This window comes from Cupriavidus sp. 05T41 (assembly GCF_056396525.1).
In genome coordinates, this window is record NZ_JBFTLQ010000060.1 from 23,550 (window position 1) to 49,717 (window position 26,168).

The 26,168-nt window shown below is 64.3% G+C and carries 28 protein-coding genes; 18 read left to right on the forward strand and 10 right to left on the reverse strand.

Annotation, left to right across the window (positions count from 1 at the left end):
• Positions 1-7 precede the first annotated feature (7 nt).
• The 6 genes from AC1DKV_RS28510 to AC1DKV_RS28535 all read right to left on the reverse strand — a co-directional run bounded on the left by AC1DKV_RS28510 (position 8) and on the right by AC1DKV_RS28535 (position 5,119).
• Positions 8-442 carry a Zn-ribbon domain-containing OB-fold protein gene (locus AC1DKV_RS28510; RefSeq protein ID WP_441622320.1) on the reverse strand — a complete coding sequence of 145 codons (435 nt, stop codon included), beginning with the start codon at positions 440-442 and terminating at the stop codon, positions 8-10.
• Positions 439-1,605: a thiolase family protein gene (locus tag AC1DKV_RS28515; protein ID WP_441622322.1), complete on the reverse strand. Its 1,167-nt coding sequence runs from the start codon at positions 1,603-1,605 to the stop codon at positions 439-441. Before AC1DKV_RS28515 ends, AC1DKV_RS28510 begins: the two co-directional genes overlap by 4 nt.
• A 4-nt stretch (positions 1,606-1,609) precedes the next feature.
• Positions 1,610-2,431, reverse strand: a complete 822-nt coding sequence (locus tag AC1DKV_RS28520) for an enoyl-CoA hydratase/isomerase family protein (RefSeq protein WP_441622324.1) — start codon at positions 2,429-2,431, stop codon at positions 1,610-1,612.
• Between the two features lie 77 nt (positions 2,432-2,508).
• Complete coding sequence (locus AC1DKV_RS28525; protein ID WP_477138513.1) at positions 2,509-3,273, reverse strand: ABC transporter ATP-binding protein; 765 nt, start codon at positions 3,271-3,273, stop codon at positions 2,509-2,511.
• A complete protein-coding gene (locus AC1DKV_RS28530) occupies positions 3,273-4,121 on the reverse strand; it encodes an ABC transporter permease (RefSeq protein ID WP_477138514.1) in 849 nt (282 codons plus the stop codon). The genes AC1DKV_RS28525 and AC1DKV_RS28530 overlap by 1 nt, the downstream gene beginning before the upstream one ends.
• On the reverse strand, positions 4,118-5,119 hold the full coding sequence (locus AC1DKV_RS28535) for an ABC transporter substrate-binding protein (RefSeq protein ID WP_477138515.1): 1,002 nt from the start codon (positions 5,117-5,119) through the stop codon (positions 4,118-4,120). Before AC1DKV_RS28535 ends, AC1DKV_RS28530 begins: the two co-directional genes overlap by 4 nt.
• Positions 5,120-5,252: 133 nt before the next feature.
• On the opposite strand from AC1DKV_RS28535, the gene AC1DKV_RS28540 reads away from it, so the two are divergent.
• Positions 5,253-6,239, forward strand: coding sequence for a LysR family transcriptional regulator (locus AC1DKV_RS28540; RefSeq protein ID WP_441622332.1), 987 nt, complete (start codon positions 5,253-5,255; stop codon positions 6,237-6,239).
• Positions 6,240-6,577: 338 nt separating this feature from the next.
• Here the strand turns inward: AC1DKV_RS28540 and AC1DKV_RS28545 are convergent, their stop codons facing one another.
• Both AC1DKV_RS28545 and AC1DKV_RS28550 read right to left on the reverse strand, forming a co-directional pair.
• Positions 6,578-7,795, reverse strand: coding sequence for an IscS subfamily cysteine desulfurase (locus AC1DKV_RS28545; protein ID WP_477138516.1), 1,218 nt, complete (start codon positions 7,793-7,795; stop codon positions 6,578-6,580).
• A gap of 119 nt (positions 7,796-7,914) precedes the next feature.
• The gene (locus AC1DKV_RS28550) at positions 7,915-8,649 is read right to left on the reverse strand and encodes a TenA family transcriptional regulator (protein WP_477138517.1); all 735 of its coding nucleotides are present in this window, start codon (positions 8,647-8,649) and stop codon (positions 7,915-7,917) included.
• Positions 8,650-8,888: 239 nt separating this feature from the next.
• Here AC1DKV_RS28550 and AC1DKV_RS28555 point away from each other — a divergent pair, with 239 nt between their 5' ends.
• The 3 genes from AC1DKV_RS28555 to AC1DKV_RS28565 are packed head-to-tail and all read left to right on the forward strand — an operon-like array spanning position 8,889 to position 9,905.
• Entirely contained in the window at positions 8,889-9,224 is a 336-nt protein-coding gene (locus tag AC1DKV_RS28555) for a 2Fe-2S iron-sulfur cluster-binding protein (RefSeq protein WP_477138518.1), read from the forward strand.
• Positions 9,225-9,243: 19 nt separating this feature from the next.
• Positions 9,244-9,564: a ferredoxin gene (locus AC1DKV_RS28560; protein WP_441622340.1), complete on the forward strand. Its 321-nt coding sequence runs from the start codon at positions 9,244-9,246 to the stop codon at positions 9,562-9,564.
• A complete protein-coding gene (locus AC1DKV_RS28565) occupies positions 9,561-9,905 on the forward strand; it encodes a 2Fe-2S iron-sulfur cluster-binding protein (protein ID WP_477138519.1) in 345 nt (114 codons plus the stop codon). The genes AC1DKV_RS28560 and AC1DKV_RS28565 overlap by 4 nt, the downstream gene beginning before the upstream one ends.
• On the opposite strand, the gene AC1DKV_RS28570 is transcribed toward AC1DKV_RS28565, so the two are convergent.
• Positions 9,895-10,806, reverse strand: a complete 912-nt coding sequence (locus tag AC1DKV_RS28570; RefSeq protein WP_477138520.1) for a LysR family transcriptional regulator — start codon at positions 10,804-10,806, stop codon at positions 9,895-9,897. The genes AC1DKV_RS28565 and AC1DKV_RS28570 overlap by 11 nt on opposite strands.
• A 322-nt stretch (positions 10,807-11,128) precedes the next feature.
• On the opposite strand from AC1DKV_RS28570, the gene AC1DKV_RS28575 reads away from it, so the two are divergent.
• The 14 genes from AC1DKV_RS28575 (at position 11,129) to catC (ending at position 25,206) form a co-directional block, all read left to right on the forward strand.
• A complete protein-coding gene (locus AC1DKV_RS28575) occupies positions 11,129-12,118 on the forward strand; it encodes a tripartite tricarboxylate transporter substrate binding protein (RefSeq protein ID WP_477138521.1) in 990 nt (329 codons plus the stop codon).
• 125 nt (positions 12,119-12,243) lie between these two features.
• Positions 12,244-13,710, forward strand: a complete 1,467-nt coding sequence (locus AC1DKV_RS28580) for an aldehyde dehydrogenase family protein (protein ID WP_477138522.1) — start codon at positions 12,244-12,246, stop codon at positions 13,708-13,710.
• Positions 13,711-13,768: 58 nt separating this feature from the next.
• The gene (locus AC1DKV_RS28585; RefSeq protein ID WP_477138523.1) at positions 13,769-14,740 is read left to right on the forward strand and encodes a tripartite tricarboxylate transporter substrate binding protein; all 972 of its coding nucleotides are present in this window, start codon (positions 13,769-13,771) and stop codon (positions 14,738-14,740) included.
• A 28-nt stretch (positions 14,741-14,768) separates the two neighbouring features.
• Positions 14,769-16,001, forward strand: coding sequence for an alpha-hydroxy acid oxidase (locus tag AC1DKV_RS28590; RefSeq protein ID WP_441622351.1), 1,233 nt, complete (start codon positions 14,769-14,771; stop codon positions 15,999-16,001).
• Positions 15,991-17,673 (forward strand): thiamine pyrophosphate-binding protein, encoded by a 1,683-nt coding sequence (locus tag AC1DKV_RS28595; RefSeq protein ID WP_441622353.1) that lies wholly within the window; start codon positions 15,991-15,993, stop codon positions 17,671-17,673. Before AC1DKV_RS28590 ends, AC1DKV_RS28595 begins: the two co-directional genes overlap by 11 nt.
• Before the next feature lie 39 nt (positions 17,674-17,712).
• Positions 17,713-18,480, forward strand: a complete 768-nt coding sequence (locus AC1DKV_RS28600) for a ferredoxin--NADP reductase (RefSeq protein ID WP_441622355.1) — start codon at positions 17,713-17,715, stop codon at positions 18,478-18,480.
• Positions 18,481-18,490: 10 nt separating this feature from the next.
• Positions 18,491-19,309 carry an alpha/beta fold hydrolase gene (locus AC1DKV_RS28605; protein ID WP_477138524.1) on the forward strand — a complete coding sequence of 273 codons (819 nt, stop codon included), beginning with the start codon at positions 18,491-18,493 and terminating at the stop codon, positions 19,307-19,309.
• A gap of 280 nt (positions 19,310-19,589) precedes the next feature.
• The gene (locus tag AC1DKV_RS28610) at positions 19,590-20,480 is read left to right on the forward strand and encodes an MBL fold metallo-hydrolase (RefSeq protein WP_477138525.1); all 891 of its coding nucleotides are present in this window, start codon (positions 19,590-19,592) and stop codon (positions 20,478-20,480) included.
• Positions 20,481-20,567: 87 nt separating this feature from the next.
• Complete coding sequence (locus tag AC1DKV_RS28615) at positions 20,568-21,482, forward strand: LysR family transcriptional regulator (protein ID WP_441622361.1); 915 nt, start codon at positions 20,568-20,570, stop codon at positions 21,480-21,482.
• Positions 21,483-21,733: 251 nt separating this feature from the next.
• On the forward strand, positions 21,734-22,432 hold the full coding sequence (locus AC1DKV_RS28620) for a 3-oxoacid CoA-transferase subunit A (protein ID WP_441622363.1): 699 nt from the start codon (positions 21,734-21,736) through the stop codon (positions 22,430-22,432).
• 5 nt (positions 22,433-22,437) lie between these two features.
• Entirely contained in the window at positions 22,438-23,100 is a 663-nt protein-coding gene (locus AC1DKV_RS28625; protein ID WP_441622365.1) for a 3-oxoacid CoA-transferase subunit B, read from the forward strand.
• Between the two features lie 93 nt (positions 23,101-23,193).
• Positions 23,194-24,480 (forward strand): MFS transporter, encoded by a 1,287-nt coding sequence (locus AC1DKV_RS28630; protein WP_441622367.1) that lies wholly within the window; start codon positions 23,194-23,196, stop codon positions 24,478-24,480.
• Positions 24,481-24,549: 69 nt separating this feature from the next.
• Positions 24,550-24,891 (forward strand): 4-carboxymethyl-4-methylbutenolide mutase MmlI, encoded by a 342-nt coding sequence (gene mmlI, locus AC1DKV_RS28635; RefSeq protein WP_441622368.1) that lies wholly within the window; start codon positions 24,550-24,552, stop codon positions 24,889-24,891.
• Positions 24,892-24,930: 39 nt separating this feature from the next.
• Entirely contained in the window at positions 24,931-25,206 is a 276-nt protein-coding gene (gene catC / locus AC1DKV_RS28640) for a muconolactone Delta-isomerase (protein ID WP_441622370.1), read from the forward strand.
• A 143-nt stretch (positions 25,207-25,349) separates the two neighbouring features.
• Here catC and AC1DKV_RS28645 read toward each other — a convergent pair.
• Positions 25,350-26,168 (reverse strand): biotin/lipoyl-containing protein (locus tag AC1DKV_RS28645; protein WP_477138526.1); only part of this gene is annotated, 819 nt, incomplete at its 5' end.

The following is a 26,168-nucleotide window of genomic DNA, read 5'->3' on the forward strand; positions in this document are numbered from 1 at the left end:
GCGTTCCTTATTCGAGTTCGAAGGCCGGGTACGGATGCTCGGGCGCCAAGTGGTCGATGGCCAGCTTCACGCGCTTGCCGATCGCCATGTCACTTGGCGCGCATCTCAAGACATTGGCGATGATGCGGACGCCCTCGTCCAGTTCGACGGTCGCGACGCACAACGGAATGCGCCCCTCGACACCGGGGCCGGCGATTCGCACCACGGTGCACGCGTAGATCGTGCCCTTGCCGGAGACTTCGCGCCACTCCAGCGTGCGTCGGCCCGTGAAGCCGCTGACCGGCTTCGGATAGTGCTGGAAGCGCTGGGCGACTGTGCAGTACTGCAGCATCAGCTTGCCTTGCGCGATGCCGTCCCAGAACGGCTTGCTGTCGACAAAGACGCCCTGCTTCGGGATCGGGCGGGACGGGGGAGTGTTCATCGTTTCGTTCATGCTGTTCATGCCTCCAGGACCATGGCCGAGCTGGTACCCCAGTTCCGACCGTAGGGAATGACGCCAATGCCGGTAACCAGCGCGTTGCGCGGATCGTTCACCTGGCGGGCGCCGCCTTCGCCGAACATCTGGCGCACGGCTTCCGCAAGGTTGAGCCCGCCGCTTGCGAGTCCTGGCTGGCCGGCGGAAATCTGGCCGCCGCCAGTGTTGAGCGGCAGGTCACCGTCGAAGGAAAGATCGGTGCGCAGCGTGTAGGCCGAGCCCTGGCCGCGCTCGCAAAAGCCGAAGGCCTCGAACTGCATCATCACGGCAATCGTGAAGTCGTCGTAGGGCTGGAACATGCGGACGTCCCTGGGCGCAAGCTCTGCCTTGCGCAGAACCTCGGGGCCTATCCTGGTGAAACCGGACAGCGTGATGTCGGCCAGCGGATCGGCCCCGTTGAAGTTGGTGACCTCCCCATAGGCGACCGGGTAGACCATCTTCTTCAAACCCAGGCGCCTGGCATTCGCCTCGGTGGTGACGATAAAGGCGTTGGCCCCGTCGCAGAACATCACGCTGTCGAGTACGCGCAGCGGGTCCGCGATGACACGCGACTGCATGTACTCCTCCATGGTGAGTTCTTTCTGGAACTTTTTGTAACCGTTCGGGTTGTGCAGGGCATGCGCGCGCTGCGTGATCGCGATCTTCCCCAGCGCTTCGGGGTCCAGCCCGTACTGGTGGATATAGCGACTCATCAGCAGGCCGAAGGTGGCGGGCGGCCCCTGCACGCCCGGAGGGTCCTGGAACTCGCTGCGGTAAGCGCCGTAGTTCGAGCGCCAGTCGGAACTGGGCGCATCGGAKGACATCACGACAGCCAGCTTGCACATGCCGTCGCGGATTGCCGACATGGCACGCGCCACGCCACCCGTAGCCGAGCAGCCGCCGATACCCCCGTAGTTCAGCCATGTTGGTGTCAGGCCAAGCGCTTCGGTCATGTAGACAGCGAAGAACGGATTCTGGGCTTCCGACAAGGCGGTGGTTACCGACAGCCCATCAATCTCACTCTTGTCGATGCCTGTCTTCGCAAGCAATTGGTCGAGTGCTTCCCCGGCCAGGTCATACGCGCTGCGGCCCGTCTTGTAGTCGATGGGAGTTTCTGCGTATCCCCCAATCACGATATCCTTTTGCTTCATGCTCTCACTCTCCTCGGAAATCCGGTGTACGCTTTTCGCGGAAGGCATTCAGACCCTCCTGGCGATCTTTTGTGAAGTACAGCATGAAGGACACATCTCCTTCCGCCGCCATCCCTTCCATGAGCGGAAGGTCCATCCCGCGGTCGATGACCGTCTTGGTAAACATCACCGACAGAGGTGCATTGCCGCTGATCGTGCGGGCTAGTTCGCGCGACTTCTCCAGGGCCATGCCTGCTTCGGTAACGTGGTTAACCAGCCTGTACTCGCGCGCTTCGGCAGCTGTGATGCGTCGACCGGTCCACATGAGTTCCTTGGCCAACGCGGGGCCAACAAGACGCGGCAGCGTCTGCGTGCCGCCGCCACCGGGCATCAGGCCCAGCCGGATCTCGGGCAGGCCGAACTTCGCGTTGGCGCCAGCGACAATCAGGTCGCCGACAAGCGCCAGTTCCAGCCCTCCGCCTAGAGCGAAACCCTCAATGGCGCTGATGATCGGCTTCGAGAAACCAGGGAGTTCCCGGAACAGTTGGTTCACCTTKCGCAGGCGCCGACGCTTGCGATAGAAGTCAAAATACTCGTTGTCACCGATCGTGAACTCGCTGGTGTCGATACCCGTGCAGAAGGCCTTTTCACTCCCCTTGAGAATCACGGCCGCTATGTCGCGACGCGATTCCACCTCGCTCAGCACGCCCAGAATCTCTTCCGCGGTCGTCTCTCGCAGCGAGTTCAGTTTCTCCGGGCGATGGATGGTGATCTCCAACCAGCCTTCTACTTTTTCGACAATGATGTCCTGATGGTCCTGATTTTCCCGATGGTCCTGATGGCTCATGTGATGCTCGCTTTCTCACTTAGTCTGGGTTGTTGTGGCTTTGGCTAGGTCGACCTGGCGGTCGGGTTGCGTGCCCCCTAATGCACAAGTGACTCGCCTCCGATAGCACGCTCGATTTGTTCATGCATCTCGGCCATGCGAGTGGCATCTCTTCTCTGTTCTGCGTCAATGGATAGCTCAAGACAGACCCGGGCAGGTGCCGCGAGCACAATCACCCGATCAGCAATCTCCAGTGCATCTTCAATACGATGCGTGACGAAAACACAGGTCTTGCGTTGCTCACGCACGATCTCGGAGAAATCGCGTCGCAATGTTTGCGAGGTGACGTGATCGAGCTGACTGAACGACTCGTCGAGCAAGATAAGTGCTGGATCGACTGCCAGGGCACGAGCTAGMGATACGCGCTGGCGCATGCCTCCMGAGAGTTCCACAGGGTACTTATTGCATGCGGAACCAAGTTTCACTCGATGCAGCCATTCCTGTGCGCGCTGCTGTGCCTGCTTCCTTGGGTAGTTCAACAACAGCAGGCCAAGCTCGACGTTTTCTTGCGCAGTGCGCCACGGCAGTAGCCGATCCGTCTGAAAGCTAACGGCCAACTTGCCACGAAGTGCCGTGAACTCGCTAGCTGGATCRACACCAGCAACCATTACCGAGCCCGCATCCGYGGTGGCCGTTCCCATCAGCAGCGACATTACCGTGCTCTTGCCGGCGCCAGTTTGACCAAGCAGCGCAACGGTTTCACCCTCCCGGACCGCCATCGAGAGGTGGTCGATCGCCGTGTAGCTGCCGAAGCGCTTTACTACATCGCGCAGTTCAATAATCAGACAATTCGAATCTTTCATTAGCGCACCTTTGCTTCCTTACGCCAACCGAGGAGCCGGCTTTCCGCGAATGTGGCCACCCACTGAATCGCCAGGTTCAATAAGACCAGAAGGAATGTCCACGCCATCACCTGATCAATCCGGAACGTGGACTGGKCGAAACTCATTCGTGACCCTATTCCGAAAGCCGACGCCACCAGTTCCGCGAAGATCACCATGCGAATGGCATAACCGATCACGGATTTTGTCGTCAGGAATATGTACGGGATAATGTGCGGCGCAACCAGGAAGCGCAGCATCTGCCAGCGTGATGGCCGGAAGCTTTCCAACATGTCAATCCATTCTGTCGAGAGAGCACGAACACCTTCGTACACATTCATGGCATAGAACGGCAKCAAGATCACCGTGAGTATGAAGAAGATGCGGGCTTCCGGATCTTTGAACCAGAAGACGGCAAGCAGCATCCATGAGAGCGCAGGAATGCCTGTATCGATCATTACGATGGCTTTCAAGTAGGGGCCGACGCGCTTCGAGGTTCCCATGAGGAGTCCGACAACGACCCCCGTCACGGCGGAAAAGACGATGGCCGCCACAAGTCTCCCGAGCGTGATCGCCATGTGCAGCAGATCGGCCCCGATCAGCTCGGTTAGCGCCCTGGCAATGACTACCGGAGAGGGCATCACGTAGTCGGGGACGTACCCGCTAGCTACCTGCATCAGAATGCAAAGTAACGCCACCACAATGACCAAGGCTTTCGCGTCGCGACGGTCGTGTTTCCTGGCCGTCGTGCTGGACTGCTTGGTCGAGGAATCCAAAGACTCCACTGGGGACTCGGCGACGTTGGTCCCCGTGATATCTGCCTGCTTCATAGCGCAAAGAATCCGTTGTCAACCGTCTTGGCCAGGGCGCCATTGCGCACCAGGAACTCACTCGCCGCGATAACGGAACGGCGGCCCTCTTCTGTCTGCATCGATGCGTGCTTGAACTCCAGGCGCCGGGAAGCAATTGCCGCCTTTAACACATCCGGCGGCGTTCCGGAGTTCACTCCTGCAATTGCGACGGCTTCATCGGGTCTTGTGGTGATGCCCTCAATGCATTGCGCAAAGGCTTTGTTCAACCTCGCGACAAGAGTGGGGTCACGCGCGATCGCTTCCTTGCGAGCCGCAACGCCAAAATAGKGCAGATCGAGATTGAGCTTGCGGCGATATTCTTCGCCAGCGTTGTAGAGAACGCGCATGTCGGGAACGCGCTTGATCCCCACAGATACATTGGGTTCCCAAGTGAGTCCCGCATCGGCGCGGTTGGCCATCACCAGGGTGATTGCGGCGGCTGGATTGTCGACGTTCTGAACGACTGCGTGCTTCTCGATATCGATCCCGCTGAGCTCTTTTACAACGGCACGCATCATGCGGTACGTGCCTGTCGACTGCGGAGCGGCAAGGGTCTTTCCTTTGAGGTCTCTGACAGCGGCGAGTCTCGTTTCCCGCGTTACGATACTGATCATGTTGCCCGTGGTGACGGAGCAAACGTACTGCAGCGGCACACCCGAAAGATAACGGGATGCAAAGGTGTCCCAGCTGCCGATACAGATATCGTAATTTCCCGCAACGAAGTCGTTGTAGTAGGTCGTAACCGATGTGTAGGCCGTGGGTCTTCCCAGCTGGAGACCGTTTGCCCTGTCGATCCCCTTGGCAACCATGTATTCCGTCAGCAAGGTGGTAAAGCCAGGCGCGAGGTTGGCCCATCTAAGCGGCGTTTGAGCCAAGGCACGTGGAATTCCGAAGGCGCCGAGTCCGAAGGCTGCAGCAGGTGCAAAGACGGATGCCTCCTTCAGCAGCGCCCGTCGCGAGAGTGTGCGTCTGTTCATTGGTTGTCTCCGTATTGTTCTTTTCTGTTCGGGCGCATCGGCGAAGCATTTGCGTCCGGTGTCAAGCTGTGGCCAATGGTAGGATGGTGTCTGCGTTCCGAATAGCTGCAAAAATGGGCGGGGCGTTCCAGTTGTGGAACGCATTGCCGGTGCCTCGCTGGAATGTGCAGCGACTTATCCTGTGTTCCAAATTTTCCCGGTCATGGCAGAAAAACTGGATCTCAACTCCCTTCGTCTCTTTTTTGACGTGGTCAATGCGCAGAGCATCACGCGCGCCGCGAACGAGCTGGGTCTGCCCAAGTCGACGATCAGCCGCAAGTTGACGCAGCTCGAGCAACACATGGGGACAGCGCTTTTAAAAAAAGGCCCGAGGAAGCTGACCACGACGGAGATTGGGGCACGCCTTTACGAACATTGCCGCCGCGTAGTGGATGAAGTCGAACAGGCGGGTCTGGATACGCTCGAACTTCAAACAGAGATGCGTGGGGCCCTGCGAGTCAGCATCCCCATCGATTTCGGGGTGTCCTGGATCGGCCGGGTGATATCCGAATTTGTGCTGGCGTATCCCGAGATTGAATTGGAGGTGGATGTGAACAGCCGCACGGTCGATCTCCGTGAAGAGCCGTACGACCTCACCATCCAGCTCGGCCCACTCAAGGACACCGATTTGACCTATCGGCGCATTGCGACGCTCACCCGCGGTGTCTATGCGAGTCCGGAGTACCTGGCTCGTCGTGGCACGCCGTTGGCGGTGGACGATTTGCACAGGCACGATTGCATCATCACCGCTCAGCAACGCCTGGATGGCATCTGGACTCTCCGCAATCAGGCAACGCACCGCTTTGCCACGATCCACGGAAAGGTGGTGGTGAACAATATCTCCATTGCGCGAGAGATGGCCATCGGCCATGTTGGCATGAGCATGCTACCCAACGTCATGTGTGCAAATGATTTGCGCACGGGCCGGTTAAAGCGAGTGCTGGAGAACTGGGAAAGTCCCTCGATGCATGCGACTGCCATGGTCCTGGGCCGGAAGGGAATGCCCAGCAAGATCCGCACCTTCCTGGACTTTCTTGCCGATCGCCTGAACGTAGACGAATCGAGCCTTCGGCAACGCTAGGCGGGAGCCAGTGATCCGGGCGCCAGGAACAGAAGAATGGCGTTGGCCACGCAGATGATCCAATGGGGCCCGCGAGGTTCCATTATTGCTTTTGGGGCAACCTCACTGCCCAAATGCAAAATGCAGAACGCCCCTGGGATCTTTCATCCCCGGGGCGTTTTGCTACTGCATGGTCGCACTCACGCGGCAAAGAACATGTCGTCCCGGGACACCGCGGCATGCCCCCAGGCGGCCCGGGCGGTCACCGGCCTCAGCAACAAAAAGCGCTGATCTCTGGCCGGCAGCCCGCCCGAGCCACCACGATTTCCCCTCTCTTTACGCCAGCCATGGAAGGCTGTTCAGTGCGCCGCCCATTCGATTTTCGAAAGGTCTGTCCCTTCCTGGTACATCTCCCACAGCGGGCTGAGACTGCGCAGCTTCTCGACGCATGCGCGTACCTGCGCGACAACGGCGTCGACTTCCTGCTCCGTGGTGAAGCGGCCGAGCGTGAACCGGATCGAGCTATGGGCCAGCTCATCGCTGCGACCCAGTGCACGCAGCACGTAGGATGGCTCCAGCGAAGCCGAGGTGCAGGCGGAGCCCGAAGACACGGCGATGCCCCGGAGCCCCATGATCAGCGACTCGCCCTCGACGAAGTTGAAGCTCAGGTTCAGGTTGTGCGGGATGCGGTGTTCCAGGCTGCCGTTGACGAAAACCTGCTCGAGATCGCCCAGGCCTTGCCAGAGGCGGTCGCGCAACGCACTCACCCGGCCCGCCTCGGTGGCCAGCTCTCGCCCCGCCAGGCGGAACGCTTCGCCCATGCCAACGATCTGATKGGTCGCCAGGGTGCCGGACCGCATGCCGCGTTCGTGGCCTCCGCCATGGATCTGCGCTTCCAGCCGGACCCGGGGCTTGCGCCTGACATACAAAGCGCCGATGCCCTTGGGGCCGTACACCTTGTGCGCGGTGACGGTCATCAAGTCGACCGGCAAGGCAGACAGGTCGATCGGGAGCTTGCCGGCCGCCTGTACGGCGTCGCAGTGAAAGACGATGCCGCGCTCGCGACACAGGGCGCCGATCTCGCCAATCGGCTGGATCACGCCGGTTTCGTTGTTCACCATCATCACCGAGACCAGGATGGTGTCGGGCCGCAGAGCGTTTCGCAGCACGTCCAGATCCAGCAGGCCGTCCGGGCCGACATCGAGGTAGCTCACTTCAAAGCCCTGCCGCTCCAGTTCCCGGCAAGTGTCGAGCACCGCCTTATGTTCGGTGCGGACAGTGATCAGGTGGCGCCCCTTGCCGCGGTAGAAATGCGCGGCGCCCTTTAGCGCCAGGTTGTTTCCTTCCGTCGCCCCGGACGTCCAGACAATTTCGCGCGGGTCGGCGCCCAGTAGTCGGGCCACGTGCTCGCGCGCTTCCTCGACCGCCGCCTCCGCTTCCCAGCCGAAGGCATGGCTGCGCGAAGCCGCATTGCCGAATCGCTCATAAAGGTAGGGAACCATCTTCTCCACGACGCGCGGATCGACCGGCGTGGTGGCACTGTAGTCMATGTAGATCGGCGTGTCGGGGGCTGGCATGGCGGAAGGCTTTGGGGATATGGGAAGGGAGTCGGGAATGCACTGGCGGCCTTGGCAACGCGCCTGTCGGTCATGCCGGCGCGGCAAGGCCGCGCCATGTGCCGGTTCCCGATGCTGGCTCAGGCAGCGAGCTTCAGGTCAAGCAGCGAGACATCCTGCTCGACGTATGCGCGATACAGCTCGCCCGTGTAGAGCAGGCGCATCTGCGCGCCGTTCTCGCAGGCCTTCAGGCAACGCTGCTGCAGCTCAGGCGTGGTCGCATGTTCCAACACGATCTGGTAACCGCGCTCGCCGTGGATCTCGTCGGAGACGATGTGGAGATCGAAGAACTCTGCCTCTTCGTCCGTGAAGCCATATTGTTCCCGCAGCGCAGGCGCCTGCTTGCGGTAGATCGATGGCACCTGGGACTCCAGCCCGATCACGATGCCCGCCACCGCCACGACGGGGTCTTCCCGCATGGCCATCGCGTAGCACCAGCTCTGCAGCCCGCGCGTGGCTGCCAGCATGTTGTCCGGATTGACGATGCGCTCGCGCGTGGAGCCGCAGGCCTCGGCAAAGCGGATGAGCAAGTCGGTATGGCGGTCCCCGCCGATCTMTTCCTCGTACATGTTCGCCAGCAGGAAGTCCTTGACATCGGTATAGCCATCGGCCGGCGTGCGCGCGTAGATGTAACCCAGGTAGTCGGCAAACGGGCCGACGTACTGGTAGTGGTTCTCAGCCCAGCGTGCCAGGTGCGTGCGGCTGAGCTTGCCCTGGGCCCAGGCCTGGCTGAACGGCGACAAGTTGGCACTTTTGCCCCGCACGAGGTCTTCGAGGACGGTTCGGAAGCTGTCTTTATCGAGCAATTGGGTCACGGTTGTCTCTCCTTGGGGAATGGGTAGTGGCTCAGGCACACATTGCAGCGATGGCCGGGGCGTGCTTCACAGCATAGTTACAGATGATTTAATAATCAATACGTATCATTTTTTATGATACTTATATCAGCGAGTCTGATTTGCGTCAGGCATCTTTCCTCATCTATGCTTTGCAACAAGTTCACTTGCGATGATGAACAGTCAAAGTGAAATCATTTTCAAGAATGGAGAGGAGGCATATGCCGAAAGTGACCTTTCAGAAGGATGGCGTTGCCCACGAGGGCGAGGTGCGCGCCAACAGCAACCTCGTGGTGCGCGCGGGCATCAAGCAGTTTCCGCACCCCCACCTGCGCTACGCCTGCGGGATGGGCAAGTGCRCCAGTTGCGCGTGCAAGGTGGTCAGCGGGGCCGAGCACCTGCCGGCGCCTAACTGGAAGGAGAAGAAGATGCTCGGGGACCGCCTGGAAGAAGGTTTCCGCCTGGTGTGCCAACTCTGGATCAACGAGGACATCACCCTCAACCAGGATGTGGATCTGCGTCCGGCCGTGGCCGCCAGCGCCACGGCACAGGCCTGAACATACCGTGGAGACCCTGATGTACGTGATTCTCTCAAGCCGTGACGGCCACTACCGGACCGAGCTGGATGGCAGCATGGCGCCGGTTGAAAGCTACGACTACCTGTTCTACGGCCGCCGCCGCGCGCGCTTTGTGATCGCCAGCCTGGCGCAGCCGGTCAAGGTCCGCATCGTTGACTGCGGTCCGCCCGAACGCGTGAGCCTGGTTCCCTCGCGACTTTTGCCGCAGTACCCCACGCTGGAAGCGGCGCGCAGCGCGCTGAACGAACTGGTTAGCTTCGGCACGCTCGACGTGCGCCTGGAGCGCAGCGCAGTGGATGCCACCGGAGAGCCCGCATGATCCGCATCACCTTTCTCAGCAATCAGGAACGGGTCGCCGAAGTGCCCGAGAACAGCAACCTGCTGCGGGCGTCGATGCGCCATCAGGGCGGCATCCCGTTCAAGTGCGGCGGGGGCGTCTGCGGGACGTGCAAGTGCCGCATCGAGACCGGTGTAGAGCATGCCGACGCCGTCAAGCCAAAAGAGCGCAAGCATCTCAACGACGCGGATATCGCCGCGGGCTACCGCATGGCCTGCCAGACTTTCCTGAGTGKAGACGCCAGCGTTTCCTGGGAGGCGCGCGCAGTGGCTGCCAAGACCGCCCMTCAGGCCGTCCCGCAGCCCGCCGCCGTCACGAGCTAGCTTGTTCGCCGCCCAGCGCGCGGATGCGCTCGGTGAGCAGCGCGACGAAGGCAGCGGTTGCCGGTGGCAGCGGGCGGCGCGGGTTGGTCACCGCCACGACCAGCCGCGACAGCCGTGGCGACACCACGGTGCGGGCATGCAACCGCCCCTGCTCCAGCAAGGCGCGCACGGCGACACGGGGCAACACCGTCGCCAGTTGCGAGGACTCGACCAGTTCCACGATGGCGTTCAGCGAATCKGTTTCKAATACGGGCGACAGTTCCATGTTCTCGCTCTGCGCGAAATGCTCGAGCAACGTGCGCAGCCCGTGCTGGCGCGTCGGCAGGACCAGCTTCAGCGAGGCCAGCGTGCGCAGCGGCGTCTGCTGCGGCAGCGACAATTCGCGCTGGGCACTGGTGAGCAAGAGCAGGTCCTCGTCAACGATMGGCTCGATCTGCAAGGGCAAGGCGCGCCGCGGGTTGTTGATGATGGCGGCCTCGAGCTGGCCACCCGCCACCCAGTCGGTCAGAACGCTGCTGTAGCMCTCGGTGACCGACACAGTGACGCGCGGGTTCAGTTGGGCAAAGTCGGTCAGTGCGCCCGCCAGCACGCCCTGCGCGATCGAGGCGATCATGCCCACCCGCACATGGCCGCTGAGCTCGTCGTCCACGCGCAGGATCGCCTCCTGGGCGCTGGCAAAGTCCTGCAGCACTGGCTGGAACAGGCGGTACATCTGCAGACCGGAAGCGGTCGGCACCATGCCCTGCGTACTCCGCTCGAACAGCTTCTGGCCCAGCTCCTGCTCCAGCTTGCCGATCTGCATGCTAAGCGCGGGCTGCACGATGCCGAGCCGTCGGGCGGCGCGCGTCACACTGCCTTCCTCGAACAAGCAGGCGAAATATTGGATCTGCCGGAACTCCATCGTTTCTCCTTGACACGCCGATGGGCAATTCTACTGATTTTTCCCTGCTTCAAATCAGAATTTCTGATGTGCCCGGCGAGCGGCAGTCCTCGCCACCCAGCCATATTGCCCAAGAATGCGACCAATCATCACATCATTAATATTGATATACACCATCATACATGATTATTTGACGTGATATTAGGTTGGATCTAGAATCGATTCACAACATGCCGGATCCCACGGGCAGACAGCGCGGCATCGGTTCCACGACGCAGGCCGCGCCAGCGCGCGGCGACGCGCCAACAGACAAGACAAGACAAGATCGACTGGAGACAACCCCATGCGCTTTACCCGCCCCTTCCGCATCGCCACCTGCCTCATGTTCGGCGCGCTCGCCCTGAACGGGCGCGCCACCGCAGCGGACGCCCCCGCCAGCTATCCGGCGAGCACCGTGCGTATCGTCGTCCCCTACCCGCCAGGCGGTTTCAACGATACCCTGGGCCGCGTCGTCGCCAACGAACTGTCGAGGACCTGGGGCAAGCCGGTCATCGTCGACAACAAGCCGGGAGCCGGCACGATCCTGGGTACACAGGCAGTGGCCCGCGCCCCGGCCGACGGTCTCACGGTGCTGGTGGCGCAATTCCCCTTCGCCGCCAACCCCTGGCTGTACCAGAAGCTGCCCTACGACAGCATGCGGGACTTCACGCCGGTCGTACTCGCCGGCCATTCGCCGATGCTGCTGGTMGTCAACKCCGGCTCCAAGGTGCGCTCCGTCAATGACCTGCTGAGCGCAGCCCGCGCGGCACACGGCAACCTGCCGTACGGCTCCTCGGGCAGCGGTTCGTCCAATCACCTCGCCATGGCGTACTTTGCGCGGATGGCGAAGGTCGAAATGAACCAGGTGCCTTACAAAGGCAGCACGCCAATGCTGACGGATCTCGCGGGCGGACAGGTGGAAGTCGCGTTCGACGCCCTGCCGCATGCCCTGCCGTTCATCCAGTCGGGCAAGCTGCGGCCTATCGCCATCGCCGATGCGAACCGCTCGAGCCTGATGCCGGACATCCCGACCGTGGCCGAGAGCGGCGTGCCGGGATACGACGTGTCGTCGTGGCATGGCTTCATGGTGCGCACGGGCACGCCGCAAGCGATCGTCGACAAGCTCAACGCCGACATCAATGCCATCCTCCGGCGCCCGGAAATCCAGAAGCAGTTCGCGACGCACGGTGTAGCCGTCGACGGCGGTAGCCCGGCCCAGTTCCAGGCCTTCATCGGCCACCAGATGGTGCTGTGGAAACGCGTGGTCGCGGATGCACACATCCCTGCTCAGTAACCGCGAACTCGTGCGCTAGCCCCGAGCGCACGGCTTCCCGGCATCGTCCCCTCCCGCCGTTTCGCGCATTTCGCGCGGGCGGGTGGCAACGTTCATCMCAGCCTTTCTAATTTTCGCTACCCACAATGAGCGACTTTCAAGCCCCCAACCTGATTGGCGGCCAATGGCAGCCTGCTGCCTGCGGCGCCACGGCCGTTAGTCTCAATCCCGCCGACGGCACCTCGCTCGGCCACCTGGCAGACAGTGGCGAGACCGATGCGCGTGCCGCCATCGCGGCCGCCCGGGAAGCTTTCGAGAAGCCGGGCTGGTCCCAGAATCCGCGCTTGCGCCAGATGGTKATGCTGCGCTGGGCCGACCGCGTCGAAGCACGCGCGGAGGCGCTGGCCAACCTGCTGACGCGCGAGAACGGCAAGGTCCTGGCGCAGGCCCGCGCCGAGATCGCCGGCGCGGTCTCGGAGATCCGCTACTACGCCGGCCTGGCACGGCATATCCCCGGCCATGCGCTGGAAGTCGAGCCGGGCGTGTTCTCCACCATGCTGAAAGAGCCTGCCGGCGTGGCTGGCCTGATCATTCCGTGGAATGCCCCGGTCGTGCTCCTTGTGCGCGCACTGGCACCCGCGCTGGCGGCCGGCTGCACCTGCGTGATCAAACCCGCCGCCCAGACCGCGCTGATCTCGACCGAAATCCTCCGTGCCTTGCACGCGGACGAGGCGCTGCCGCCAGGCGTCGTCAACCAGGTCAACGAGACGGGCAGCGCGGTGGCCCGCTGCCTGGTCGCCTCGCCCGAGGTGGACGTCATCAGCTTTACCGGTTCCAACGCCGTGGGCCAGCGCATCATGGCCGATGCCGCGTCCACCATGAAAAAACTGTCGCTGGAACTGGGCGGGAAGTCCTGCTGCCTCGTGTTCGAGGATGCCGACATCGCCAGCGTCGCCCCTCAGCTGGCACGGGCGGCCACGGTGATTTCCGGCCAGCAGTGCACGGCAGCACGCCGCGTGCTGGTGCACGGCTCGCGCTACGACGAGATGAAGCAGGCCCTGGCGCAGGCGCTGCAATCGCTCGAGATCGGGCCCGGCTTGGCCTCGGGCGCCGCGATGGGCCCCCTGATCGACCGCGCTGCAGCCACCCATGTGGCCAACCAGATGGCGGCCGCGATGGATGCCGCCGACGAGGTCATCGTGCGCGGCGGCCCGCTGGGCGGTGCGCTGTCCGCGGGGCACTTCGTCAGCCCTGCCCTGGTCGCGCAACGCGACACCAGCGCCTTCTTCGTGCAAGAGGAAATCTTCGGCCCCTTCGTTGTGCTGGAGCGCTTCGACGACGAGGCCGAGGCCGTGGCCCGCGCCAACCATACCGAGTTCGGCCTGTCCGCCAGCGTCTGGACGCACGACGGCGCGCGCGCATGGCGTGTCGCCCGTGCATTGCGCAACGGGACGGTCTGGMTGAACGACCACAACAAGCTGTTCGCGGAGGCCGAGACCGGCGGCTACCGGCGCAGCGGCATCGGCCGCCTGCATGGCTATGACGCCCTCATCGACTTCGTCGAGATCAAGCACATCTACCACAGCGTCGGCACGATCCGGATGCCAGGTTGACTTAGCCACGACGCGCCTCCCGAGCGCGCGCCAGAACAGACTCCAGGAGACAACCGCCATGAAACCCATCCCCCGCATCCTGACGCTTGCCCTCGGCGCGCTGATCGCCGCTGGCGCGCATGCCCAGCCTGACAGTTATCCGTCCAAGCCCATTACCATCGTCGTGCCGTACACCCCCGGCGGCTTCAACGACACCATGGCGCGCGTCTTCTCCCGCAAGCTGCACGCCGCCCTCGGGCAGCCCGTGGTGGTGGAGAACCGGCCCGGTGCCGGCACCATCGTCGGCACGGAGTTCGGCGCACGGGCCGCGCCAGACGGCTACACCCTGACGGTGGTCGGCTTTCCGCTCGTGGTGAACCAGTATCTCTACAGGAAGCTCGCCTACAACGCGGACCGCGACTTCGCCCCGATCATCCTTGGCGCCCAAACCCCGAACCTGCTTGTCGTGCGCAAGGACTCACCCTACAGATCGATGCGTGAGCTCGTGGACAGGGTCAAGGCCACGCCGGGCAAGGTCAACTACGCCACCGCGGGCAACGGCACCTCCAACCACCTGACGATGGAGTACTTCAAGAGCCTCACGTCCACAGATATGCAGCAGATCCCCTACAAGGGCAGCTCGCCCATGGTGAGCGACCTGCTGGGAGGCCAGGTTGACGTGATGTTCGACAACACGCCCAACGTGCTGCCCCACCTGCGTGCGGGCAAGATGCGCGCGCTGGCGGTGACCAGCCCCCAGCGCTCGCCGCTGACGCCAGAGGTGCCGACGGTGGCGGAACAGGGATACCCCGGCTTCAATGTCTCGGTCTGGTACGGGMTGGCGGCGCCCGCCGGCACCCCGCAGGCGATCGTGACCCGACTGAATGCGGAACTCAACAAGGCACTGCAGTCGGACGACGTCAGGCAGGTGTTCACCCAGCAGGGCGTCATGCCGATGGGCGGTTCGGTCGCCGATTTCAAGACCTTCTTCCAGGCGCAGTCCCGGCTTTGGGAAAAAGTCATCCGCGACAACCGGATCTCGGCGGAATGACAGACATGGCAGTCCTGGAGACGACGCGATGAGCGCACCACGGATACTCTCGCTGGCCGATCTGGAGCGTGCCGCGCGGCGGCGCCTGCCGGCCAGCGTCTTCGGCTACGTCAGTGGCGGCAGCGAGGACGGCAGTTCCCTGGACGGCAACCGCGCAGCGTTCGCCCGTTGGCGGTTCCTGACACGGCCGCTGGTCGATGTGTCGGCGCGCTCGCAGTCCGCAGAGCTGTTCGGCACGCGCTTTGCCGCGCCGCTCGGTATCAGCCCCATGGGCGCCAGCGTACTATGCGGCTTCGACGCCGACTGCGCGCTGGCCGCCGCGGCGCGGCTCGCGAACGTGCCGTTCGTGCTTAGCGCGGCCTCGACCACGCCGTTGGAGAGGGTGGCGAAGGTCAACCCGGACATGTGGTACCAGGCCTACCTGCCGGCGCGCACGGAGGTGATCGATCCCCTGCTGGAGCGGCTGCGCCGGGCTGCGGTTCGTGTGCTGGTCGTGACCGTCGACGTACCGATTGCGTCCACCCGGGAGAACGAGATCCGCAACGGCTTCAGCCTGCCCCTGCGGCCCAGCCCGCGCCTGATCCTGGGCGGTCTCGCACGCCCGCGCTGGCTGGCGGGAACCTTCGCCCGGACGCTGCTGCAACACGGCGTGCCTCACTTCGAGAACTTCGCCGCCACGCGCGGCGGCCCCATCGTGACCGCCATGAAGGGGGACCACCGTGCAGGCCGGGCAGCTCTCACGTGGGAGCACATCCGCCATATCCGCAAGGCTTGGCCGGGCACGCTGCTGCTCAAGGGCATCCTGCGCCCGGAGGATGCACTGGCCGCACTGCGAGCCGGCGCCGACGGCATCTTTGTCTCCAACCACGGTGGGCGACAGCTCGACGGCGCGCTTGCGCCGCTGGACGCCCTGCCGGCCATCGCCCACGCCGTGGCCGGCAGCGGCCTGAAGCTGATCCTGGATGGTGGCATCCGGCGCGGCACCGACGTGCTCAAGGCCCTGGCCCTGGGTGCCGACGCGGCGTTCTGCGGCCGCCCGCTGCTCTATGGACTGGCGACGGGTGGGCGCGCCCTGGCGCAGGAGGCGCTGGAAGTGCTCAAGCGCGAGATCGATGTCAATCTCGCGCTGCTCGGCTGCCCCGACGTCGCGGCGCTCGACCCGTCCTATCTGTGCGCCATCGGCGCCCCCGCCATGCTGGCCAGCGCAGCCTCTATGGCCACTCATCGACACGAACATGCGGAGCTTCCCCATGCAGCCTGACCTCAAAGACCGCACCGGCGGCCAGATCCTTATCGACGCCCTGCTCGCCCAGGGTTGCGACACCGCTTTCTGCGTGCCCGGCGAAAGCTTTCTCGCGGCCCTCGACGCCATGCATGATGCGCGCGCGCGCCTGCAACTGGTCGTCTGCCGGCAGGAAGGCGGTGCCGCCCACATGGCCGAGGCCTACGGCAAGCTCACCGGACGCCCCGGCATCTGCTTCGTGACACGTGGGCCGGGCGCGACCAATGCCAGCATCGGCGTGCATACCGCCAGCCAGGACTCCACGCCGCTGATCCTGTTCGTCGGCCAGGCCGCGCGCGGCCATCGCGGGCGCGAGGCATGGCAAGAGATCGAGTTCCGCCACATGTTCGGCCACATGGCCAAGTGGGTGGACGAGATCGACTCGCCCGCACGCATCCCGGAACTGGTAAGCCGCGCCTACCATGTCGCCATGTCGGGCCGCCCCGGTCCGGTCGTGCTGGCCCTGCCCGAAGACATGCTGGAAGAAGTTGCCTGCGTGGCCGACTGCCCGCCGGCCAGGCCTGCCCAGGCGTGCCCGGATGCCGATGCGATGACGCGACTGCAGGAACTGCTGGCCGGGGCGCGCCATCCTCTGATGGTGCTGGGCGGCGGCGGTTGGACCGAACAGGCGTACGCCGACATCGCGGCCTTCAGCGAGCGCCACGCGCTGCCCGTCATTTGCGGGTTCCGCCGCCAGGGCCTGTTCGACAACCGTAGCCCGCGTTACGCCGGCGAAGCGGGACTGGGCATGAACCCCGCCCTGGCGCGCCGGATCACCGAAGCCGACCTGATCCTGTCCGTGGGCGCCCGCCTGGGCGAGACCAGCACGAACGGCTACACGCTGTTGCAGGTGCCGCGCCCCGCGCAGACGCTGGTGCACGTCCACGCCGATCCGGATGAACTGGGCCGTGTGTACTGGCCGGAGCTGCCGATCAACGCCACCATGCCGGCCTTCGCCCGCGCGGCGCGCGCGCTGCCCGCCCCAGCGGCGGCGCCCTGCTGGCAGGCCTGGACCGAGGCCGCCAATGCCGACTACCGGGACTTCCTGCGTCCCACCGCCATGCCCGGCGAAGTCAACCTCAGCGAGATCATGGCGTGGCTGCGCGAGCGGCTGCCCGCCGACAGCATCCTGACCAACGGCGCCGGCAACTACACCCTGTGGGTCCAGCGCTTCTACCCGTACCGCGGCCTCAACACCCAGCTTGCGCCGACCAGCGGCACGATGGGCTACGGCCTGCCCGCCGCCATTGCCGCCAAACTGCGCCATCCCGGCCGCACCGTGGTMTGCTTTGCCGGCGACGGCTGCTTCCTGATGAACGGCCAGGAGTTCGCCACCGCCATGCAATACGGCGCCAACGTCATTGTCGTGGTGGTCAACAACGGCATGTACGGCAGCATCCGCATGCACCAGGAGCGCCACTATCCACGCCGCGTGTGCGGCACCGACCTGTGCAATCCCGACTTCGCGCGGCTTGCCGAGTCCTACGGCGGTCACGGCGAGGTGGTGGAACGCACCGCCGATTTCGCCGCCGCCTGGGATCGCGCGGTGCAGGCGGGACGGCCCGCGCTCATCGAGTTGCGCACCGACCAGCAGGCGCTGACCCCGCGCCTGACCATTGCCGACCTGCACAACACGGGCACGACGCGCTGAGTGCCCGCGCCAGACTTTCACCGCCTTATGGAGACTCCCATGTCGGATTCCGAAACCTTCACCGCCCGTATCCTCGCCACCCGCACCATCGCCGAACATACCGTCGCCTTCGACCTCGAACGCCCGCCCGGCTTCGAGTTTGAAGCCGGCCAGTTCCTCAGCGTGCAGATTCCGGGCTTCACGCCCACCGAGGAAGACGATGGCGAACGCATGCTCTCCATCGCCAGCGCCCCGCACGACGGCCATCTCACGGTGGCGATGCGGATGCGCGATTCGGCGTTCAAGCGCCATCTCGGGCAAGGCCAGCCAGGCGCGTCATCGGTGCTGATCAGTCCGGCGATGGGCGACTTTGTCCTGCAAGACGACCAGCGACCGGTAGTCATGGTGGCCGGCGGCATCGGCATTACGCCGTTCTACAGCATGCTGCGGCACCTGCAGCGCAACGGCGCAGGTGCTGCGCGCCGGGTCACCCTGCTGTACGGCAACCGCTCGCCGGCTAGCGTGGCCTGGCGCGAAGAACTGGACGCCCTGACGGCCGAACTGGAGAACTTCGAAGTGGTGCATGTGTTCAGCGAAAGCAGCGAAAGCAGCGAAGGCTGTGGCGAACACGACGCTGCGCACGCGAAGGTGCGCACGCGCGGCGGCTTCATTGACGCCGGGCGCATCCGTGCCGACGTGGCGGACTGGCAGGACAGCATCTACTACGTGGTCGGGCCGACCGCGATGGTGGGTGCGCTGCAAGACTCGCTGGACGCCTGCGGCGTGCCGCCCGAACAAGTGGTTGCCGAGTTCTTCGCCGGCTATTGAGGAGAGCACGATGCCTGACTTCACCCCCCGCATCACCACCGTTGCGCTGTCCGGGCGCGGTCGCCTTCATGTCGTGCGCGCAGGCGACCCCCGCGCGCCGGCGGTCTTTCTCAGCCATTCGATCCTTTCCAGCCACGCCATGTGGGACGCCCAGGCAGCACTGCTCGCCAGCCGCGGCTGGCAGGTCGTTCGCGCCGACATCCGCGGCCACGGCGACTCGACCGTCGACACCGCGCCGGCCAGCATGGACGACCTGGTGGCCGATACCGTGGCAGTCCTGGATACACTGGACCTGGAACAAGTCCACTACGTGGGCTTGTCACTTGGCGGCATGATCGGCTTCGGCCTTGGCCTGCACCACGCCGAGCGCMTGCTCAGCCTGTGCCTGTGCGATGCCCGCGCCGATGCACCGCCGGAAGTCGCCGCGCCGTGGGATGCGCGCATCGAGCAGGCCCGCGCAGGCGGTTGCGCCGCATTGGCCGATGGCACCCTTGAGCGCTGGTTCGGCCTTCCGTTCCTGACCCGGGAACCAGAGACCGCGGCGCGGCTACGCGCCATTGCGGCTTCAACCTCAGTGACCGGCTTTGCAGGCTGCGCCCGGGCCATCCAGCAACTGAACTACCTGCCGGCGCTCGCCGGAATCCGCACCTGCACCACCCTGCTGGTCGGCGCGAATGATGGGGTACTGCCGGAAGCCAACAAGGCAATCCAGACGATGATCCAGGGAAGCCGGCTCGACCTGATCGAAGGGGCGGGCCACTTGCCGAATATCGATCAGCCGGAACGATTCAACGCGGCCTTGCTAAGACATTTGGCAAGGAAAGACTAGGACGGCCAGGGCGGACAAAGGTCACCGCCCAGAGGTCAAGTGTCTGATCCCGTGCGCGGTCCTGCAGTTGGGCAACCMGCTGTCCTCGCTCACGCACGAATCTGCTGTCGCCGCTGCCACTGTTCCGGCACATGAAGCTACCTGAAACCCCTCTTTTGGAATGCGAAATTGGCGAGGCGCTGAAGATAGCCGATGCTCGACGCCTGCCAATGCAAAAGTTGGCGATACCGCAAGCGCCCCACCCCGGGAGGGGCCGCAAGACCAAACGGAGACAAGGCACATGATGCAATCGCGCACCGTCGGCGACCTGAAGATCACCCGCATCCTCGAATACGCGGGACCGACGCACGACCCCGCCTTCCTCTTTCCGGACATCGACCGCGCCGTGCTCGACGCCAATGCCGGCCTGATGGCGCCGCACCATTGGATACCGCACATGAACAAGCTGATCGTGACGATCCAGTTCTGGGTGGTGCACGCCGGCGACGACATCATCGTGGTCGATACCGGCGTGGGCAACTTCAAGCCGCGCRCCGGCATTGCGCGCATGAATATGCTCAACACGCTGGTGCGCGAGTGGATGATCGCCGCCKGCGCGCCGCCGGAGAAGGTCACCCATGTGGTGATGACGCACCTTCACGCGGACCACGTCGGCTGGAACACCACCTGGCAGGACAACCGCTGGGTGCCAACCTTCCCCAATGCGCGCTATTACATCCCCAAGGATGACTTCGTCTTCTGCGACGAGGGCCGCAACAAGGAGCCGGGTGTGGTGGACGTGTTTGGCGAGTCCTTTTTTGACAGCGTCATGCCAGTGGTCACGGAAGGTCTGGCGGAAATGATGGTGCCCGGGCAGGAGATCGCCGGCTGCCTGCAGGTCGAGCCCGCCGAGGGGCACAGCCCCGGCCAGGTCGCGTTCCGCATCCGCTCGCGGGGCKAGGAAGCGATCTTCTGCGGCGATATCCTGCACAGCCCGCTGCAAATCGTGCGCCCTGACGTGAATTCCGGCTACTGCATCCGCCCGGACCTGGCGCGCAGTACGCGCCTGGCCTTCCTCAACCAGGCCGCCGACCGCGAGGCGCTCATCCTGCCGGTGCATTTCGGCGAGCCCTACTGTGGCTATGTCAGGCGCCAGGGCGCGGGCTTCCGCTTCGAGCCGGCCACCTGGTAGCTACGGGGCGGCCGCTTGCCCGCCGCGTGCCTTCCCGCCGTCACGGGTATGATCGTGGCACACCCAGTTTGCCGCGAGTCCAGCAGCATGGCCGTTCCCTTCGACATCACCGATTTCCGCCTCTTTGTCAATGTAGCGGAAACACGAAGCCTSACCCGTGGTGCGGAGCGCTCCTTCCTCTCCGTGCCGGCGGTCAGCAACCGCATCAAGAATCTCGAAGACACGCTGGGCGTGCGCTTGCTGGAGCGCTCGCCCCAGGGCGTATCGCTGACAGCGGCCGGCGAGGTTTATCTCCAGCACGCCCGCGTCGTGCTCGCCGAGCTAGAGCGGCTCACAGGCAATCTCCAGCCGTTTACCGCGGGCCTTTCGGGGCAGCTCAAGCTGGTAGCCAACACCACGGCCATCACCGAGTACCTGCCCCCGGTGATCGGCGACTACCTCGCCAGCCACCCGGACGTGCGCATCGACGTGCGCGAGCGCCTGAGCGACGACATCGTCCGCCTGGTGCGCGAAGGCGCCACCGATCTCGGCATCATCTCCGGCAATGTGCCCACCGCGGGCCTGCAAGCGGTGCCCTTCGTCAAAAGCGCACTGATTCTGGTCGCGCCGCTCGGCCATCCGCTGCTCGCGCAACGCGAGGTCTGGTTCGAGCAGTTGCTGGAGTACGCCTTCGTCGCGCTGCTCGAAGGCAGTGCCTTCCAGATGTTCATGATGCGTGCTGCCGGCGCGCTGCACAAGCCCATGACCATCCGGGTGCATGTGGCCAGTTACGATGCCATCTGCCGCATGGTCTCCGCCGGGGCCGGCATCGCCATCATGCCAAAGGCCGCGTTCGCGCGCCTCAAGGGCGAGCAGCCGATCGGAGCCTGTAACCTGCGCGATGACTGGGCCATACGCACCTTCCAGGTTTGCGCACGAGACCTGGAAGGCCTGTCCAGCTTCGCCCGTGAGTTCGCCAACCGGCTGATCGGCCGCTACGCACCGGGCGGCATCGCCAGCTAGCTCGCGCCCTTCCCTGCTTGCACCTGCCCCCGCTCGATCTCCGCCCCGAAACTGGCTAGCKGGGCGCGGTGTCGCCCGCGCTTCGAAGCAGGGACTCTGACAACGCAGCCCTTCTCAACACGCAACCGKGCGTGCAGTCGCCCCGCTTCGCCACGCCTTAAGCCAGCGCTAAGGCAGCTTKCAGAACCCGAAATTGTTAGGCCGCCGACTGCATGGCAACCTAGTCTCGCCAAACAACAATGAAGCGAGACATGATCGATAAGCTCTACAGAACGGCGCGCGAAGCCGTGGACGATGTCCACGACGGCGCCACCATCGCGATCGGCGGATTCGGCGGCGCCGGCATGCCCGATGCACTGATCGACGCCCTGATCGAACAGGGCGCCACGGATCTCACGGTAGTCAGCAACAACGCCGGCAACGGCGACCACGGGCTGGCCGCACTCCTCAAGACCCGCCGGGTACGCAAGCTGGTGTGCTCGTTCCCGCGCCAGCGCGATGCCTACGTCTTCGAAGCACTGTACCGCGCCGGCCAGATCGAGCTGGAAGTCGTGCCACAGGGCACGCTGGCAGAGCGCCTGCGCGCCGCCGGCAGCGGCATCGGCGCCTTCTACACGCCAACGGGCTTCGGCACGCTGCTGGCTGAAGGCAAGGAGACACGCCAGATCGACGGACGCGGCTACGTGCTCGAGTACCCCATCCACGTCGACGTCGCGCTGATCAACGCCGCGGCGGCCGACCGCTGGGGCAACCTCGTCTACAACAAGACCGCGCGCAACTTCGCGCCCGTCATGGCGATGGCGGCAAGCCAGACCATCGCCGCGGTAACGCGGGTCTGCGAGCTGGGCGAGATGGACCCGGAAGCCATCGTGACCCCCGGGATCTTCGTCAGCCGCGTAGTGCTGCGCGACAACGCCGGCACGCAAGCGGCACTCTTGCAAGCGAGTTGAACACCATGGACCAAGTGGCAAAGAACCTTCTGGCCGCGCGCGTGGCGCGGGATATCCCCAACGGCTCTTATGTGAACCTCGGCATCGGCCTGCCGACCCTGGTGGCCAACCACCTGCCCCGCCACCGCGAAGTCATCCTGCACAGCGAGAACGGCGTACTCGGGCAATGGTCGGCAGCGGAGCCGGGACAGGAAGACTGGGACCTGATCAATGCGGGAAAGGAGGCGATCCGGCTGGAGAAAGGCGCGGCCTTTTTCCATCATGCCGACGCCTTCGGCATGATGCGCGGCGGCCATCTCGACATCTGCGTGCTCGGCGCCTTCCAGGTATCGGAGCGCGGCGACCTGGCCAACTGGCACACCGGGGCGCCCGATGCCATTCCGGCCGTGGGCGGCGCCATGGACCTGGCCATCGGCGCCAGGCGCGTGTTCGTCATGATGGACCACATGACCAAGGACGGGGCCAGCAAGCTGCGCCACCAATGCAGCTATCCGCTGACGGGCCTCGCCTGCGTAAGCCGCATCTACACCGAACTCGGCACCTTTGCCATCGGGCCACAAGGCGTCTCGGTCATCGAGATCATCGGTGACATGTCGCCGCAGGCCCTCCAGTCAGTCACAGACGTAGCGCTCGACTTCACCACCCTCGCCATGGCAGAGCCTGCCTGATATCCGCCGGAAAGGCCGGCGCTCGAGGCAGCGATGCCTCGGAACGCGGTGGCACAACACTGACAAAGAACGAGACACAAACAGGAGACAACCATGCTAGCTTGGTACAAGACTGGGACACCCCAGCAGAAGAAGACGTTCTGGGCCTGCTATTCGGGCTGGGCGCTGGATTCCTTCGACATGCAGATGTTCAGCTTCCTGCTGCCTGCCCTGACGCTTGCGTGGGGGCTGACCAAGGCGGAAGTCGGCGTGCTTGGGACCGTGGCGCTCATCGTTACCGCCGTTGGCGGCTGGGGTGCCGGCATCCTCAGCGACCGCTACGGCCGCGCGCGCATCCTGGTGCTGGCGATCATCTGGTTCACGTGCTTCGGCGTGCTCGCCGGCTTCGCCCAGACGTATCAGCAACTCGTGGTCGCCCGTACGCTCCAGGGCCTGGGCTTTGGCGGTGAATGGGCGGTCGGCGCGGCGCTGATGGCGGAAGTGATCGACCCGAAGCACCGGGGCAAGGCCATGGGCTACGTGCAATCCGGCTTCGCGCTGGGCTGGGCGCTGGCGGTCGTCGTGGCCACGCTGCTGCTGGCGTGGCTGCCTCACGAGATGGCATGGCGCGTGGCGTTCTGGAGCGGCATCATCCCCGCGTCGATCGTGCTGTTCATCCGGCGCCATATCAAGGACGCGCCGATGTTCGAGCGCGCCCGGCAGAGCCACGCACCGCGTGCCACGCTGGCATCGGTGTTCAACCGCAAATACGGGCGTTCACTGGTCCTGTCGAGCATCCTGGTAATCGGGCTGCAGGCCGGCTGCTACGCCATCCTGGTCTGGTTGCCGTCCCTGCTTAACCAGCGCGGGGTCGCAGCCACATCGATGATCGTGACCGTCTTCATCATGGCCTTCGGCTCCTTCTGCGGCTTCGCGGTGGCGGCCGACCTTTGCGACCGGATCGGCCGGCGCCCCACGCTGATCCTGCTCTCCATCTGCGCATGGATCGTCACCGTCAGCTATATGCTGCTGCCGCTGAATACCACGATGGCCACCATCCTGGGCTTCCTGGTCGGCTTCTCCGCAATCGGCATGTTCGCCGCGCTCGGGCCCTTTCTCAGCGAACTGTTCCCCACCCATGTGCGCACCACCTGCATGGGATTCGCCTATAACGTAGGCAAGTCGGTGGGAGCGGGCTCCGTCGTCGGCGTCGGCGTGCTGTCCACCCATATCGGCCTCGCCAATGCCATGGGCACCTTCTGTCTGGTGGCCTATGCCTTCGCAGTGTTCGGCATACTGCTATTGCCCGAGACGCGCGGCATTGCCATCGAGAGCATCGGCGAAGAGGACGAGCGCCATGCAGCGGCACCGCTGGCCGCACCGGCGCAGGCGCATACCTGACACGCAGCGCGCTCCCGGCAAGGAGCGCATAAACACGACTGAGCCAACCCCAAACCGAGAGGAGCCAACATGATTCGCCTGCTGTACCTGCTGGTCAAGCCAGAAGGCATGTCCGACAAGACCTTCCGCGCGGAATGCCTGCGCCACTACGAGATGTCGCACGATGTGCCGGGCCTGCACAAATATGAGGTCCGCCTCGTCGCCGCGCAGCCCACCGATACCCATGTGCCCTTCTTCGACATCGGCCACGTCGACGCCATCGGCGAATGCTGGTTCGAGAACGAAGCTGCCTACGAGACCTACCTGGCGTCGGACGTCCGCAAAGCCTGGTTCGAGCATGGCAAGACGTTTATCGGCCGCCTCAAGCCTTTCCGCACAACGCCTGTCACCGGTGACGACAGCGCGGGCTGAAGGCCCGTCCACCCCACTTTCAACAAACAAGGAGACACCATGCTTTACTGCGTACAGATGGACGTGAAGATCCCCGACTCGCTCGCGGCGGAGCGCGCCGAGGCCATCAAGGCTGCCGAGAAGGCGCGCGCCATCGAGATCCAGAAGTCTGGCAAGTGGCCCCACCTGTGGCGCGTGACCGGCCGCTATGCCAACGTCAGCATCTTCGATGTGGGAAGCAACGATGAACTGCACGAACTGCTGTCTTCGCTGCCGCTGTTTCCCTACATGACCATACAGGTCACGCCGCTGGCGCGGCATCCGTCGGCGATTTGAGAACTAGTTGTGATGCGTCAAGACGTTATTTATCGAGGCTGCGAGTGGGGCTAAATCGGCCTGATGTGCGTTTTGTCACAACTTGCCCTCCCGTCCTGGACGGACGGGAGGCAACAGCATGTCTCCGTGCAAGCACGCCAATATCAATCCGCCGGCTTCAACTCGATCAGCAGATCCTTCGCGGCCACGCGGTCACCCTGCTTCACATGCACTGCGGCAATCTCGCAGTMGCGATCCGCGGTGATGTGGGTTTCCATCTTCATCGCCTCCAGCGCCATCAGCGTCGTACCCGCCGCCACGCGCTGTCCTGGCTGGACCGCCACCGTCACGATCGAGCCCGGCATGGGCGCGGCGATATGCAGCGGATTGCCGGGCTCGGCAACCGGACGGCTGCTGCGCACCACGCTCGCATGCGTGGTACTACGCTGCTCGACCAGCGTTGTGCGCGATTGTCCGTTGAGCTCGAACTGGACCTTGATGACCCCCTCTTCGGCGTCAGGGTGCGTGCCTTGCAGCGAGACCAGCAGCGTCTTGCCGGCGGCGATGTCGATGCCGACTTCTTCCTGCGGCTGCAGGCCATACAGGAAGGCCGGCGTCGGCACCACCGACGTATCGCTGTAGCTGCGCACATGGGCGTGGTAGTCCGCGGCTTGCTTCGGATACATCAGGTACGAAGCCAGCTGGCGGTCGTCGAGCGCCTGCTCGCAGGCCGCTTCGCCGGCGGCGCGCGCTGCGTCGAGATCGACTGCCGGTATCTGGTCGCCCGGCCGGTAAGGCGCGGGCGGCTCGCCGCGCAGCACCTTGCGCGAGAGCCCGGCGGGGAAGCCGTCGGGCGGAAAGCCCAGTTCCCCCTTGAACAGCGAGACCACCGACTCGGGGAAGGCGATCTCCTTGGCCGGATCGCACACATCGGCGGCGCTCATATCGTTGGCCACCATCATCAAGGCCATGTCCCCCACCAC

Excerpts from the sequence above, each read along its gene's own strand:
- AC1DKV_RS28625 (WP_441622365.1), top strand. The coding sequence starts at position 22,438 with ATGGACCAAGTGGCAAAGAACCTTCTGGCCGCGCGCGTGGCGCGGGAT.
- AC1DKV_RS28620 (WP_441622363.1), top strand. The coding sequence starts at position 21,734 with ATGATCGATAAGCTCTACAGAACGGCGCGCGAAGCCGTGGACGATGTC.
- AC1DKV_RS28600 (WP_441622355.1), top strand. The coding sequence starts at position 17,713 with ATGTCGGATTCCGAAACCTTCACCGCCCGTATCCTCGCCACCCGCACC.
- AC1DKV_RS28560 (WP_441622340.1), top strand. The coding sequence starts at position 9,244 with ATGTACGTGATTCTCTCAAGCCGTGACGGCCACTACCGGACCGAGCTG.
- AC1DKV_RS28590 (WP_441622351.1), top strand. The coding sequence starts at position 14,769 with ATGAGCGCACCACGGATACTCTCGCTGGCCGATCTGGAGCGTGCCGCG.
- mmlI (WP_441622368.1), top strand. The coding sequence starts at position 24,550 with ATGATTCGCCTGCTGTACCTGCTGGTCAAGCCAGAAGGCATGTCCGAC.
- catC (WP_441622370.1), top strand. The coding sequence starts at position 24,931 with ATGCTTTACTGCGTACAGATGGACGTGAAGATCCCCGACTCGCTCGCG.
- AC1DKV_RS28510 (WP_441622320.1), bottom strand. The coding sequence starts at position 442 with ATGAACAGCATGAACGAAACGATGAACACTCCCCCGTCCCGCCCGATC.
- AC1DKV_RS28630 (WP_441622367.1), top strand. The coding sequence starts at position 23,194 with ATGCTAGCTTGGTACAAGACTGGGACACCCCAGCAGAAGAAGACGTTC.